This window comes from Halalkalibacter sp. AB-rgal2 (assembly GCF_041821005.1).
Taxonomy (GTDB): Bacteria; Bacillota; Bacilli; order Bacillales; family Bacillaceae_D; genus Halalkalibacter.
In genome coordinates this window covers 164,253-179,264 of the sequence record NZ_JBGUAV010000007.1, presented here as the reverse complement: position 1 = coordinate 179,264, position 15,012 = coordinate 164,253, and the positions used below count along the sequence as shown (strand labels likewise).

The following is a 15,012-nucleotide window of genomic DNA, read 5'->3' as shown; positions in this document are numbered from 1 at the left end:
GGACATCTTATTCATTATCATTTGACTTTCATTAAATATAATCCAAAATCTACTTACATCTTCCACTCACTTTTTGTCCTTTTTGTCTTTTTTGTCCTTTTTGTCTTTCTTCTCTTTTTTCCCTTTCTTGTCTTCCATTTCTAATCCACTTATTGCAGCCTCTAATTCAGCTATCGCAGATTGTAATTCCTCTTCAGTTCTAATCCTTGTCACTGCTACTTTTGCCTGCTCAATTGCTGACTGTAACGTGGCAAAAGACTCCTCTGTATATATGTTATCTTCATTTGTAAATTGCTCAGCATCTTTAATGAACTGTTCAAACTCAGAAATATCAAGCCCTACATACTGATCTCCTGTTACAATCGCTGGAGTAGGAGGCTCACCCATACCATGCCCTAAGAAAAACCCTGGGTGAGGCGGTTGATTGTACGCAACATTTTGCCATGTAATTGCCACACGATATGTCGGATCATGCATCAGTGTATAAATCCTGTGGTCCGTTTCATGAGTCGTTGTATAAATTCTTAATTCAGTGCTATCAGCGGAAGGCCAAATCACTTCTTCTCGCCAATCACCAAATAGATCAGCTTGCAAAGAAGGGTTTCCTTTCGTCCAATTGTTTGAACGTGTCCCTTCTGGAACAAAAATCGTTTCAAGCTCCTCTGTTTCCCAATTCCATTTTTCAATTTTACCAACACCATGCGGATCACTATTTGGATTGAAATCATGATCTAACAATTCACGTAATAAATCACCTGTCCACCAAACCGCATGATTAATCGACATCGGCGTTTTTTCTGTAATTAACTCCCCCTCAACAGAATACAGGCCACTACCACCTGAGCTTCCATCCCAGGAATCAGATGCCCACAGCTCTGCACCGTCATAGCGAGGATCAATATCTGCTGCAAGTCCTCGACCTACATCTGATCCAGTACGTACACCCCATAGTAGTTCACCAGTCTCAGCATCACGAATCCCATATCCAACTGGCGATCCACTGCTTTCATGAGGCTGAAATGCTTCAATACCAGGACGATTCGGATTCAAATCTGTTACATGATTCGCATCCCCATGTCCCCATCCAGTCGTATGGAGGCCCGTACCATCATGATCCACAACCATTCCACCGTAATAAATTTCATCAAAGCCATCCCCATCCACATCAATAGCCGAAATACTATGATTTCCTTGTCCTGCATAAGCGCCATGACCAGGATCATTACTATCAAAAATCCATCGTTCCGTTAATTGTCCATCTCGCCAATCATACGCAGCAAGAACGGACCTTGTATAATAACCACGTGCCATCACAATACTTGGGCGTTCCCCATCTAAATATGCAACCGTCGCTAAGAATCGATCAACACGATTCCCGTAACAATCCCCCCATGAGCATACATTACCTCGTGGCGGATAATAATCAATCGTTTCCAACGCTTCACCAGTCTCACCGTTAAACACGGTTAAATATTCCGGACCTGATAAAATATAGCCATTTGAGTTTCGCCAATCCGCTTCAGAATCACCAACAACATTACCTACACCATCGACAGTTCCATCCGCCGTTTTAAATACGAGCTCTGACTTGCCATTTCCATCAAAGTCATAGACTAAAAATTGTGTGTAATGCGCTCCAGCGCGAATGTTATGTCCGGCATCAATTCGCCATAGTTTCTCACCTTCGAGCGTGTACGCATCTAAATAAACATTTCCCGTATAACCAGACCGGGAATTATCTTGAGCGTTTGTTGGTTCCCACTTTAAAATAATTTCATAGTTACCATCACCATTCAAATCACCGACACTCGCATCGTTTGCCGTATACGTATATTCTTCACCTGAAGGGGTCACCCCGTCTTCTGGCTTATCAAGTGGAATACTTAAATATTGCTCTGACCATACATCAACAATTTCCGTTAACGGATCACCGCTACCATTATTAACTCTCACTTGATACGTCGAATCAATCGTTCCATCTGTATCGACATAATTTGTACTAGAGGTGATTGGCTCTGAATTAATCTTCACTCCATCCCGGTAAACGTCAAAATGAACATGCGAAGGGTCTGTTCCAAGCATCCTCCAGCCGATATAAACCCCCTCTTCAGTCTTCACCGCCACTAATGACCGATTCAAGCTCTCCATCTGTCGTAAACGCTGTTCTGTAATAGGTGATTCAATTGGTTCAGAACGACCCGATATTCCTCCATCATTCACAGCACGAACAACATAATAATAATGATTATACGTAAAGATAGAATCATCGGTATAACTTGTCTCAGAGCTCTCTCCAACTTTTGTATACTCGATTTCATAATTCCGATATTTAGACTGATCAAAACGAGAACGGTAAATATAATACTGGGTAGCTTCATCTACTTCATCCCACGAAATCGTCACTTCGTCTAATAAAGCTCCTTCGATGCTTAATCCTGTTGGAGCATTGGGAATTGTAACTTCTTCATCAACCATTTGCACAGTCGCTTCATTACTGTAATCAGATTCAATCCCTAGTTCCGTAACCAACGTAACCGCATAATTGTAAGCGTAACCAATATTAACCGTATGATCTATATAGATTCCTTCTTCTGCTTCGTCAATAAGGGTAAAGTCGTTTTCCCCTACTAATTTCCGATAAACATGATACATTTGCGCTGAAGAATCTTCATCCCACCGTAATGTAACGGCCGGTTCTGGTGATAACACCTTATCCACTACTTCAAGACTCGTAATCTCCGACATCGGAATGATCTCTAGCCCATTAATACGACCATTTTCTCCAATTTCAATATTTAATTGACCATCCTCTACCGTCGTCATCGCTGTTAATATTCCATACTCCCCTGCATTTGAAGTAATATTGCCTTGGTTCTCACCTTCAATGACGAAGCTTGATCGATTAAAGGCTATCTCATCTCCAGCAATAATTCGAACGAAATAATCTCCATTTGGTAAATCAACCATAAACTCATAATCATTATGAATAATGAAGTCTCGTCTAAGTGGATCAGGAGCTCCTCGGTCTCTTTGATCAACGTTCTTATTAATTCCATATCCTCTTTCATCAGTATATTGCATCGTATTGGTTACTTGTAAATACCCGTCCTCAACAGGACTACTGGCCGACCCAAAATCAAACATTAAATGTAAAGGCTCTTCAGGTAAATCTAGCTCTTCCTCTTCAGGTATTTGAATGATTTCTATCGCATTGATTCTTGCCCATTCATCGGAGAAATCAATTGTAATCTGTTCATCCTCTACAAGTGCAACGTCCTCATAAACAATAAACTCCCCTTCACCTGTACGCTCACCGCCCTTCACATTACCAGCTTGAAGAGCATAGCTTGTCCGATTGTTATCCCATTGAGAGCCAGTCGTAATCAATACTTCATACTCTCCATTTGGTACATCTATGGTAAATTGATTTCCGCTTGCCAATACAAAATCTCGTCTAAGATCATCTGGACCCTCTTGGTCTCTAGAATCATTAACTCTCACTAACTCAAAGCCATATCCTAACTCATTAGTATACTCTGTCATTTGTGAAACCTTCGTATAACCTTCAGCAACCGGGCTTGTCTCCGTTCCTAGATCAAACTTCAAATGTAGCTTTTCCTCGGTCTCAGATAATATGCTCGTTTCAGCGAAGACACCGCTACTCGCAAACAATGAAAAAATCATTAAAAAAATCATTAGAACCGTCATCTTTTTTTGGATCATGCCCATCCTCCTCATTTTTTAACTCCTCACATTCATAATGAATAAGAAAAAACGCATCGTGCTGAGCTGTTACAAACAAGTTGAATTTTACTGAAATGACTCCTTCCTCCACCTCGCCTCCTTCCTTCAAAAAATTTCTATACAAAATAGTGAATAGATACATAAGAAGTTCTATTCACTACTCGTATTGCCTCTTTCATAAGACTGTGCATTTTTATTTCTTAAGAGAACATGTGAAAAGAAGGTCAATGCTAATCCTTGCCCCCAGCCCTCAATTCTTTTTTTCGATGTTTGTAAATATCCTTCAACCGTATTCATAACAGCCGTTCCTGTTGACACATCTAAAACATTTCCATGCTTATCAACTTTCTCTAATATGCCTTCTAAAACCCTTTGTGCAGAACGATATGATTTAGGTGTATGACCTGTTAGAACAAGCGCTGCTCCTATTCCTGCTGATCCAGACGTTTCTTCATATGACGTTGGATCCGTCAAGACGGTGTGCCATAATCCTTTATCAGATTGTAACTCTATTAGAGCACTTAATTGATCTCGTAAAGAACCGTATATTTCCATAAAGGTAGGCTCTTTTACATCGATCATTCTTACAACTTGAGCCATCGTATACGCCGCCCAAGCATTACCGCGCGCCCAATAAATACTCGACATGTTATTTCCTTGAACATGATCCCAGCCATGATAATATAGATTCGTAATCAGATCTTGTAGATACTTCTCATGTCCCTGAAATTGCAGTAAGCCATCCTGTGTATAGCGTTCATCTCTCAATTCTGTACCGATCCTAATAAGGAAGTAGCCCGCCATAAATAATGTATCGATCCACGCTTGTTGCTGGCCAATCCCACGAATGATCCATCGCAAACGTTCGTTCAACCATTCGATCAATAATCTGGATTATTTGTTCTTCATTCGCGACTAAAGGCTTCACGATTTTTCACTTCCTTTCGTTTAGCTTCACTTAACATCCCTTTCTTTCGTTGAATCGTTAGAAAAGCATGATGAGCAGGCATCATGATAACAAATGCAAACAAGCTCACACTTACAATAGGCATTAACGCTTGAAATATAAATAAGATATACGCTAATCCAAATGAACCAGCGATCATGGCGAATGTAGGAATCGGGTTAATGACCATCGTTAGAAAAGCTGTCTTTAGTACATTCAAAATAGATTCATCTTCCACATAAAGAAGCGTAGGAAAAACATAAAAGAGCATCAAACTATAGAGGAATACAAGAACAAGGAGAGGAATGCTTAAATAATGTAAAATGACATATTGTGACGAATTCATCACATACAAATCAATATACAAAACAACTCCCGTGCCACCAAGCAAATATCCTAACACGTTGCTCGTTATAAAATACGTTTTATACGCATGACAAAAGGATTGAAAGATCGCCACATCCGGTTTCTTATTTATCCACTGATACATAACGAAAAACGTCGCAATCAATGCTGGAAAAAAACCAAACAGGCCTAAGCCGAGAAGGATAAACAGCATCGCCAAAATATTGAGATACACGAGTTTCGTAAACCATTGTAATACGTTCAAAACAGCTATCACCTTTAATCCCCCCTCTACTAAATCTGTACGGATTAGACTTCCAACAAATTTCTCAACTCTATTATACAGGTGAACAAGCTGGATCTAACTCCAGCCATCACCCTTTTAACCCACTTGTACTAATCCCCTCTACGACATAACGTTGGAAGAAAAAGAACACAAGAAAGACTGGAACAAGTGATAAAATCGACATCGCAAACATCGCTCCCCAGTTAGAAACCGTTTCGTTGCTTAAGAACATGTTTAACGCTAGCGAAACCGTATATTTACTAGGACTATTCAAATAGAGGACAGGTCCTAGTAAGTTATCCCATGTCCAATAGAATGAAAATATGGCCGACGTCGCTAATGCTGGTGTAATGAGAGGAAGAATGATTCGATAGAAAATCTGGAACGTATTACACCCATCAATCGTCGCCGCTTCATCCAGTTCCCTTGGTATCGTTCTAATAAATTGAACAAGTAAAAATATGAAAAATGGGTGCCCGAAGTAAGCTGGTACAACTAGCGGCTTCAAAGAATTCAACCATCCAAGCTCTGAGAAAATAATATATTGAGGAATCATGACGACTTCATACGGTAGTAGCAACGTAAAAATCATCACCCCGAACCAAAATGACCGCCCAGCAAATTTCAATCTAGCAAACCCGTATGCAATCAGAGCACAAGAGACTAAATGTCCAATTAGTGTTAGCACAACGAAAACAGCTGTGTTTTTAATAAAAACACCGAAATGATGACCACCAAACCCTTCCCAGCCTTGAACATAGTTACTTAAGATAAAAGGTCTCGGAATAAGTGAATCAGCCGTGATAAAAATTTGCTCACTCACTTTAAAGGAACTCATTAATAACCATATAACTGGATAGAGGAGGAGGATCGCAAAGCCACCTACTAACAGATGATACAAAAACCATTTTGGAGTAAACTTATTCATCTGCTACTTCCCTCCTTCTGATTCATAATGCACCCAATATTTAGAAGTATAGAAGATTAAACCTGTTAAAATACCAATAATCACTAGCATCACCCATGCCATCGCTGATGCGTACCCCATGTTGAAGTATTCAAACCCTTGCTTAAAGAGATACAGTGAGTAAAGCAATGTTCCATCTAACGGTCCGCCGGTTCCTTTTGAAATAATATAAGCAGGAACAAACGTCATAAAGGCTGCGATTGTTTGCATGATCAAATTAAATAGAATCACCGGGCTTAACATCGGTAATGTAATCGATCTAAACTTCTGAAGAAAGCTGGCACCATCAACGCTCGCAGCTTCATAATAGCTGATTGGAATTGATTTTAGCCCTGCTAGAAAAATTAACATGGAGGATCCAAATTGCCATACCGATAGAAAGATGAGCATCCATAAGGCTGCTGTTGGATTCCCAAACCATGCAATACCATCTAGTCCAAAGAAACGAAGCCCTAAGTTTACGATCCCGTCATCTCCGAAAATATTTCTCCACATAATCCCTACGGCTACGCTTCCTCCAATTAGAGATGGTAAATAATACATCGTCCGATAAAGACCGACTGCACGCGAACCGGCATTTAATAACATCGCAATGAGAAGAGCAAACGCTAGCCTCAACGGAACTCCACCAAATACATAAATAAATGTAATCGTTAATGACTGGATGTATCTTGCATCGTCTGTAAACATTTTTGTGAAGTTTTCAAACCCTATCCACTCAGGAGGTGCAAACAAATTGTATTGAGTAAATGAAAAATAAAGTGATGAGCTCATTGGAATGATCGTAAAGGCTAAAAATCCAATAATAAATGGAGAGATAAAGAAATACCCCCACAAGTTCTCTTTTAGCCGTAGATTTAAGTTCTTTTGCGGCGGTACATCGATGTTTTCTTTTAGCCGAGTATTCATGTACTCATCTCCTTTCTCTGTATAAAAATTGAGTAAATCAACTGTTAATAATGGCACTGAAGGAGTAAGCTGTTTACTCCTTCAGTGCCTTCTATTTAGTCGTCTTTAATGACAACTCTTTCACATCATTAATTCAAAATACCTTCTGCTTGCTGTCTAAAGCGATCAGCAGCATCTTCTGGCGTTGCTTGACCATACGCCATTTCTTCTGCTAAATTATCAAGCAAGTCAATGATTTGTCCTGCCTCTGCCGGATCTGGTGGTCCCATATCCGAGCTGTTCTGTTCAGCCCACTCAATATATTCAAAGATGGCTGCTTGCGCTTCAGATACCTCGCTCGCTAATGCATCTTTCACTGCAGAAGAGCCCGGAACTCCACGATCTCCTAAAATGATTTTGTTTGCTTCAATATCATTTACCCAAAAATCAATAAATTGAGCTGCTGCTTCTTTATGCTCTGAGTTTTCTGCAATGGAGAAATACATACTAGGCTTCAAGAACAAACCATCAGATGCCCCAGGCCCTGGCATTGGATGCATGTTAAACGGCACACCTGCGACTTGCTGAAGTCCAACAAACTGATTGGACCATTGCCAAATCCCTACCCCTTCTCCTTTTACAACAGGGTCATCTTCAAAACCACTTAATTGTGCTAAATAATCTGGTGTCGGTGTAAGACCTTTTTCAACTTGATCTGTCACCATAGTAAAGAAATCAATAAATAATTGATCATCGTCATATCCCAATCCACCGTCTGCTCCATATAAAGAGTGTCCATGTGTACGTAAGTAGTAGTGGAAGAACACATCTGCTTTCATACCTGTATCAAAATAAACGCCTGCATCAGCTGCTTTTTCCGAAATTTCACTATAATCATCCCACGTCCAATCTTCAGGGATTTCATCTACCCCTAGCTCTTCTAAAAGAGCTGGATTATAATGAAAACCAACTGCATTAACTCCAAGGTTAAACCCATAAATTCCATCATTCACTTCTCCACCTGAAACAATTGTATCTGCAATATTTGACACATCAATCTGCTCGCCAATATACGGTGTTAAATCCGCTAATTGATTATTATCTGCATATTGTGTAATACGAGATAAATCCATTTGAATAATATCCGGCAGTTCATTAGCTGCCGCTTGTGGTGCTAGTCGTTGCCAATAGTCATCCCAGCCCGCATACTCAGGCTCAATCTTAATGTGAGGATTTTGCTCCTGGAACATTTCAATGACTTCATTTGTTAATTCATGCCTCGGTTGGTCACCCCACCATGCAATTCTTAATGTAATATCCTCTTGTTCTTCTACCGCTGTATCATCATCGTCAGTCTCTGCGACAGCTCCATTGTCCTCATCAACATCTGCTTCAACTGCTGCATCATCATTACTGTCTCCACAAGCAACAAGCATTACCATCAACATGAATCCAATCAATAAAACAAACCATTTCTTCATTGAATAAACCCTCCTTTTTTATAATTGAAAGCGATTACAAATCAACTATAACATTGACTTTTCCGAAAGCATTAGATAAAAAACAGACATCTTTGTTCAAAAACTAGACATGATGAGAAACGGTTTTCATTATATACCTTTTCTTATTAGCGTTGTGTGGAGCCGTTACAACGGGTTTATTTTATATGAAAGTGAGGTTCTGTCAGAAAAACGCGTAACGAGCGAAGCCAACGCTCTTCATTGAATGGTCCCGCTCTCTTCTTCGGTTCTTCTCACATTTTCTTTATCAAATTTTATACATTCTGATCTTTTTAAAAAAAGAGGCAGTGTCTTCACCTATACACTCCTTCATAAATTTCTAATACAAAAAAAAGATGTCCTTAAAAGCAAACGCTTAGAAGAACATCCTAATCATTACGAATATTTCATAATATCTGAAGGAGTGAACCCTGTAATTTTTTTGAAAAGTTGACTAAAATATTGCGGGTTCTCACCAAAACCTAGTCTTTCAGCTAATTCGCATACTCGAATCCCTCCTTCTGACTCAATCATTTCAACCGCTCTTTCTATCCGTTTATTCGTTACATAGGAAGAAAATTTTACCTTCATTTCTTTTTTAAAGAGCTTCCCTAAATAATCCGCATTCATGTACAGCTCGTTCGTAGCCACCCACTGCAAGGTCAATTGAGGGTTTCCTAATTTTTCATCAACAATCATGAGCATGTTCTGTATAACTTCGGAAGGATACTCTTTTTTCACTTGATTATTTAACGTTTGGAAACGCGTGAAGAAATCCTGAAAAAAAAGAACAAACTCATCTATCGTTTCAAGTTCCTCCATTTTGACGATTGCTCGAATTCGTTCTTTACTTGAAAAAGAGACACTTTTTTTAACAAGAGATAAATAAAGATGTGTAAAGTATGATTTCACTAAACTAGGGTGTAGCTGTATGCTTTTTATTCGATCCACCATATTTACAATTTCATCAACAGCTTGACTGATATTTTTAGACTTTAACAAACGAACTAGCTTTTGTTCATCATAACGATATAATTCACTATCATCTTCACTAAATGGTGCCGTTACTTCGTTTAAAGTGATATCATTTATTCCGTTATAAAACTCCTTAATTCTAGAAAGGTTTGCTTCCTGTGTAGACACTTCGATTTCTTTAACAGTTTCTCTAATCGCCTTTGAAATGATCTCCTCATTACATGGCTTCAATAAATAGTGCTTCACACCAAATCGCATCGCCTTTTGCGCATATTGAAATTCATTAAAGCCTGACAATAAAATCCACTTAATGTTCGGATATAGAGTTGAGCCTCTCTCAACTAACTGTAATCCATCTAAACCAGGCATGGTAATGTCGGTAATAACAATATGTGGCTCTTCCCTCTTAATAAATTCAAGTGCTTTCATTCCATTTTTAACTGCTCCAATTAACGTCACACCTTGACTTTTCCAATCTACAATAGATGAAATCCCTTCCAAAATCATCCGTTCATCATCGACTAACAATACTTTGTACATGTCGATCTCCCCCATTCATTGGTAATACAACCTCTACTCTTGTTCCTTTACCAACTTCACTATCGATCGATACTCCATACTCATCTCCGAATAATGCCACTATCCTCTCTTGTAAATTCCTCAATCCGATTCCATTTCCTTGCGATTCATAATCCCAGGTTTTGATTTTGTTTAAAAGCTGGCCATCCATGCCCATTCCGTTGTCCTCTACTGTAAATAAGATACACTCGCCTTTTGACTTCGCTGAAACAGTGATGATACAAGTTCCAATCATTTGTTGAAGCCCATACCTAATCGAATTATCTACGAGTGGTTGTAAGATAAATTTAGGAACCTTACACGAATACAATTCAGAAGCAACATTCATTTCGAAATGTAAACGTTCTTCAAATCGATAAGCTTGAATCGTTGTATAACTTTCAACGATCTTCAACTCTTGTTCAAGTGGAATAAGTGCTTCTTTAACATTAATAGAGGATCGCAATATAAAGCCTAATGACTCTGCCATTTTTGAAATATGAAGCTGCCCTTTCACTTTCGCTTCCCAATTAATTGAATCCAACGTATTGTACAGAAAATGAGGATTAACCTGTGCTTGTAACACTTTATATTCTGTATCTTTGATGATCGATATCTTTTTATAATTTTCAGAAATGAGAAACTCAATTTGTTTCATCATTTGTTTAAAATTCTCATGCATTTGCCCTGTTTCATCTTGAGGAAACTTCAAATAATCAGTCTCTAACATGTTATAATCACCCGTTTGAATCCATTTCATTTTGCGATTTAAATGTTCAATTGGATTCGTAATACTTCTAACAAATCGTGTTCCTATAAAGAGCACAACGATAAAAAGGAGGCTATATGTGACGATCACTGCATTTCTAACTGCTGTAATGGCCTCAAACAAATTGCTATACGGTGTAACAATCATATACATCCAATTTGTGCGATTCGATTGATGATACGTCACAAAATAACGTTCTCCCTCAGCCTTCATTAAATGATAACCGTTGTCTCCGTGTATTTGTCCGTTAAGGAAATGAGCAGAAAAAGGCGAATGAAGAGGATAAATAAAATCCCCATGTTCATCAAGAATCATCAAATTAGCTCCATCACCACTTACACTATGAGAAAAATGAGAAACAAGCGCTTCAATATCTAAACGAACCATTGCCATACCTAACGAATGAAGGGAAAGACTTAGCGGGGAATAAGAACGAATTTCACGCGCAATAATCAATGACGGATCCTCTTCATTAGGTAAAACCCATTTGAGCCCACCATGTTCATTCGTTGCTTCCGTCTTCAACCTGTATAAGCGGTCCTCAGAAACCGCAACCGTTTGATTTCCAGATGCCATTTCACGATTGTCAAGATCATAAACTTGTAGAGAGAGCACATATTGATTTAATGCACCTACATCAAGTAAGCGCTTTCTTAAATCGGTACTTGACATAAATTTTTCATAATCAGATCGATCGCTGTTTAAAATGCGTAACGAGTCTTGAATTTGTAAGTCAGTGGACATCTGAAAAGAAAGTCTCTCCATTTTTATTAACTCATTTTCAATTGATCCTAGCGAAACTGCTAACGTCTGAGCAGATTGTCGGTAAATTTCCTCATTATAAGTATTAAATGCATACTGCAAAATAAAAAGTCCACCTGTACTAAAGGCAAGTGTCACACCTGAAATTAGGAACAACATCTTATACTTGATCCTAAGGTTAGCGTAATAAGACTTCAGCTTAGTCAGCATCTCATCACCTTCTTTTTTATCGTTTTAGGCGAGAAGACTCCATCCTCAAACGCAGTAGGGTGGATATGAATCGCCTCGGACAAGGGATGGTATTTGCCATCTCAATTACCCGACCATTTCAATTTTTGAAATAGTTCCCCCAAAAAATGATGATCATGGCATAACAGGAACATACGCTCCTGTTATGAGTGGGCGGTGAAAAATTCTTCGCAACCGTTACAACTTGCTTTCCATACCATTTTGCTTTGTATTCCTTCCAATCAGCTTGCTCTTGCTGTGGCTACCAAAACAAAGACGTTAAGAACCTTGCATTGCGTGAGTGGGATTGCCCAGAATGCAACACCCATCATAATTGAGATTTTAACGCAAGTATCAATCTTCGTAATGAAGCAATACGATAACCGTAGGAACTACGGGGATACCTAATAAATAATCGGTGGTTACACGGATTTTCTTAGGAATCTCCACTTCAATCAGACTGCAAGGTCGATAAGTGGTAAGAGTTTCAAGACAAACCTACTATCAGATTATGAGTTTTCAAGACAAATATGATGACCATGGAGCTTAATTAAGACTTTCCATTCGACGTCTTTTCAACGTTTCCTTTAAATCTTTTTTATTTATTGTTTTTTATAAGGTTTTGTTATTTTTCAAAACAATGTGAAGAATGGATAAGCCTCACACCTTCCGAAAGGAGCAAAAAATAATAATAATAATAAAATAAAACACGATAGTTGATTTGTTAAGATGCATACGCTAAAAAAATGCGAACTTATAAATTCGCATTTTTATTTAATATGTTCGTTGATTTAATTTTCATTTCATACAAATGCTTTTTTTGTTTCCAGTAAGACTAACTTGACCTTAAACTTACAGATTTTAAGGTAATATGCTAAATTCCCTTATTACGACCACATACCTTTATTGCCCTTTATTGCTATCGAATCACCTTTTGTAATAACTCATCTAGCTTAACAATCTGTGCATACGGAGGAAACATCTTATTTTTTGAACATACAGATGTTACATACGTGGGATCAATATTAAATTGTTTAAATTGTAGATTTTGATCGAGGGTAGAATGATATTGACCTTCTTTTAATTCGATAGAAAAGGAGTCCGTTGCCATTGAGAGTCCGATACCAATATTTTTTAATATACTCTCTTTCATTGTCCAAATTAAATAGAAATAACGTACCCTATCTGCTTCTGCTTTGGATTGCAACCAAACGTATTCAGTAGTTGAAAAGAAACGTTTCGCAATTCCTTCGTCAATTTGTCTGACCTGCTCAATATCTACCCCGATTGGTACGTCATCAATGCCACAAACAATCCAATTTCCTGAATGCGATATATTAAAGTGAATATTTTCTCTATCACGTAGTAACGGCTTCCCATAATGATTGTACTGAAAGTGTATATCTTCTAACGCTATATTTAACTTTCTAGCTAACAAAAACCTGAGTAGTACATCTGCCACTAATGTAACCTCTGCATGCGATTTATTTACAAAACGATTGATCCGATTTCGCTTAGTACTTGATGTCAATGTGAGTAGCTGGGCAAACAACGAATCAGAAAGCGCGTTATTTAATTTCAATGCATAAATTTCCATTTAACCACTTCCATATTGGTAAATTCATTAAAACTCTGGTGAAAAACCTCTCTCCATACACGCTTCCCTCGGCTGGTGAACAACAATTGCTCTCTCAGATACAACCCGATAATCAATTTGCTGTCCATACAATTCAAATCCAATCATTCCAGTCGTACAATTTAAATGAAAATTCATCACATATCCTCTTCCTACAATTCCTTCATTAGACTCATCTAATGCACTAAAGTCAATTGGATTACCAGAATAATTTTCATACGGCGGCTCATAACCTCCACTCGTTTCATCGAATCGACTTATATCTAAATATAGACCAATGACCAAAAGAAGAAACATAACCATACCAAAAATCATAAAGCCCACCATCGTTATTTTCTTTATTGTTGCAGTCACCTTGTCACCTCGTTACTTCCCTTAAAATTATAAACCTTTTAAACATTGAAAAGTTATTGCTGAACGTGTATCCTACAAGTAAATCAATATGAAAAGAGGTTACTTTATGTCTTCCTCCATTATTTTTACTTGCGCTGGTCAAGGCTCTCATTTCCCTTCAATGGGAAAGAAATTAATAGAGCATTACCCTACTTTCAGAGCGACATTAACAGAATTAGATCGACTAGTGCAAAAGAAACTATGCATCTCAATTGTCGATATACTGTATACGATAAAGCCTCAACCTTTTTTAAAATTACTTCACACACATACGGCAATCTTTATGGTCGAATATTCACTAGCTCAATTGTTAATTCAAAGCGGAATTCAACCAAATAAAGTCATTGGAATGAGTTTAGGAGAATATGTAGCAGCAGCTATTACTGGAATGCTCAATCTAAATGAAGCACTTGAAGCTGTTATTTATCAGGCTCAATTAATTGAAAAGCATTGTTCACTAGGGGGAATGCTCATTATTATCGCTCAACCTGACCTTTATCAAAAATACTCTTTATCCAATCATAGTACGCTTATCTCTGAAGGAGACGGATCACATTTCATCGTCGCTGGCGAGCATAGCGACCTACTTTTTGTGGAAAAGCAATTAAAAGCTAATAAAATTCCTTATCAATCGCTTCCTGTTCAGTACGCCTTTCATACTCAAGAAATGGATCGAATTAAGGATTATTTCGTACCTTATTTACACTCTCTATCGTTCCATTCGCCAAAAATACCTTTTCTTTCAAGTTCGTCAAATGAGCATTTTGATCATCCACAGCTTCATTTTTGGAATGTTCTTCGTCAACCCATTCAGTTAGAAAAAGGATTTCGTCCTACAAACCTTACTTCAGATTATTTCATTGATTTAAGCCCAGGAGGTGTGATAGCACATTCATTAAAACGAATGTTTCCACACATTGATTCTCAACAAGTCTTTCCCATTCTTAGTCCCACCCACAAAGATGACGAAAATTTGCGCCATTTGCTTAAATCTATTAAACATGCAGCCACATAAG

Annotated in this window: 12 protein-coding genes; 1 reads left to right on the top strand and 11 read right to left on the bottom strand. The window is 38.2% G+C overall.

Annotation, left to right across the window (positions count from 1 at the left end; translation table 11 throughout):
* Positions 1 to 66 precede the first annotated feature (66 nt).
* The 11 genes from ACERJO_RS08315 to ACERJO_RS08265 form a co-directional block, all read right to left on the bottom strand.
* On the bottom strand, positions 67 to 3,723 hold the full coding sequence (locus ACERJO_RS08315; RefSeq protein WP_373647177.1) for a rhamnogalacturonan lyase family protein: 3,657 nt from the start codon (positions 3,721 to 3,723) through the stop codon (positions 67 to 69).
* 171 nt (positions 3,724 to 3,894) lie between these two features.
* Positions 3,895 to 4,596 carry a glycoside hydrolase family 88 protein gene (locus ACERJO_RS08310; RefSeq protein WP_373647204.1) on the bottom strand — a complete coding sequence of 234 codons (702 nt, stop codon included), beginning with the start codon at positions 4,594 to 4,596 and terminating at the stop codon, positions 3,895 to 3,897.
* Positions 4,526 to 4,672: a hypothetical protein gene (locus tag ACERJO_RS08305; RefSeq protein WP_373647176.1), complete on the bottom strand. Its 147-nt coding sequence runs from the start codon at positions 4,670 to 4,672 to the stop codon at positions 4,526 to 4,528. The genes ACERJO_RS08310 and ACERJO_RS08305 overlap by 71 nt, the downstream gene beginning before the upstream one ends.
* Entirely contained in the window at positions 4,650 to 5,312 is a 663-nt protein-coding gene (locus ACERJO_RS08300) for a YesL family protein (protein WP_373647175.1), read from the bottom strand. The genes ACERJO_RS08305 and ACERJO_RS08300 overlap by 23 nt, the downstream gene beginning before the upstream one ends.
* Positions 5,313 to 5,409: 97 nt before the next feature.
* Positions 5,410 to 6,249, bottom strand: a complete 840-nt coding sequence (locus ACERJO_RS08295; RefSeq protein ID WP_035347025.1) for a carbohydrate ABC transporter permease — start codon at positions 6,247 to 6,249, stop codon at positions 5,410 to 5,412.
* A 3-nt stretch (positions 6,250 to 6,252) separates the two neighbouring features.
* Positions 6,253 to 7,197, bottom strand: a complete 945-nt coding sequence (locus ACERJO_RS08290; RefSeq protein ID WP_052016188.1) for a carbohydrate ABC transporter permease — start codon at positions 7,195 to 7,197, stop codon at positions 6,253 to 6,255.
* A 128-nt stretch (positions 7,198 to 7,325) separates the two neighbouring features.
* Positions 7,326 to 8,657 (bottom strand): ABC transporter substrate-binding protein, encoded by a 1,332-nt coding sequence (locus ACERJO_RS08285; RefSeq protein WP_373647174.1) that lies wholly within the window; start codon positions 8,655 to 8,657, stop codon positions 7,326 to 7,328.
* 414 nt (positions 8,658 to 9,071) lie between these two features.
* A complete protein-coding gene (locus ACERJO_RS08280) occupies positions 9,072 to 10,190 on the bottom strand; it encodes a response regulator transcription factor (protein ID WP_373647173.1) in 1,119 nt (372 codons plus the stop codon).
* Positions 10,165 to 11,898: a cache domain-containing sensor histidine kinase gene (locus tag ACERJO_RS08275; protein WP_373647172.1), complete on the bottom strand. Its 1,734-nt coding sequence runs from the start codon at positions 11,896 to 11,898 to the stop codon at positions 10,165 to 10,167. Before ACERJO_RS08275 ends, ACERJO_RS08280 begins: the two co-directional genes overlap by 26 nt.
* Before the next feature lie 988 nt (positions 11,899 to 12,886).
* The gene (locus tag ACERJO_RS08270) at positions 12,887 to 13,564 is read right to left on the bottom strand and encodes a 4'-phosphopantetheinyl transferase family protein (protein ID WP_373647171.1); all 678 of its coding nucleotides are present in this window, start codon (positions 13,562 to 13,564) and stop codon (positions 12,887 to 12,889) included.
* A 27-nt stretch (positions 13,565 to 13,591) separates the two neighbouring features.
* Positions 13,592 to 13,957, bottom strand: coding sequence for a hypothetical protein (locus ACERJO_RS08265; RefSeq protein WP_247104560.1), 366 nt, complete (start codon positions 13,955 to 13,957; stop codon positions 13,592 to 13,594).
* 106 nt (positions 13,958 to 14,063) lie between these two features.
* On the opposite strand from ACERJO_RS08265, the gene ACERJO_RS08260 reads away from it, so the two are divergent.
* A complete protein-coding gene (locus ACERJO_RS08260) occupies positions 14,064 to 15,011 on the top strand; it encodes an acyltransferase domain-containing protein (protein ID WP_247104559.1) in 948 nt (315 codons plus the stop codon).
* Position 15,012 lies beyond the last annotated feature (1 nt).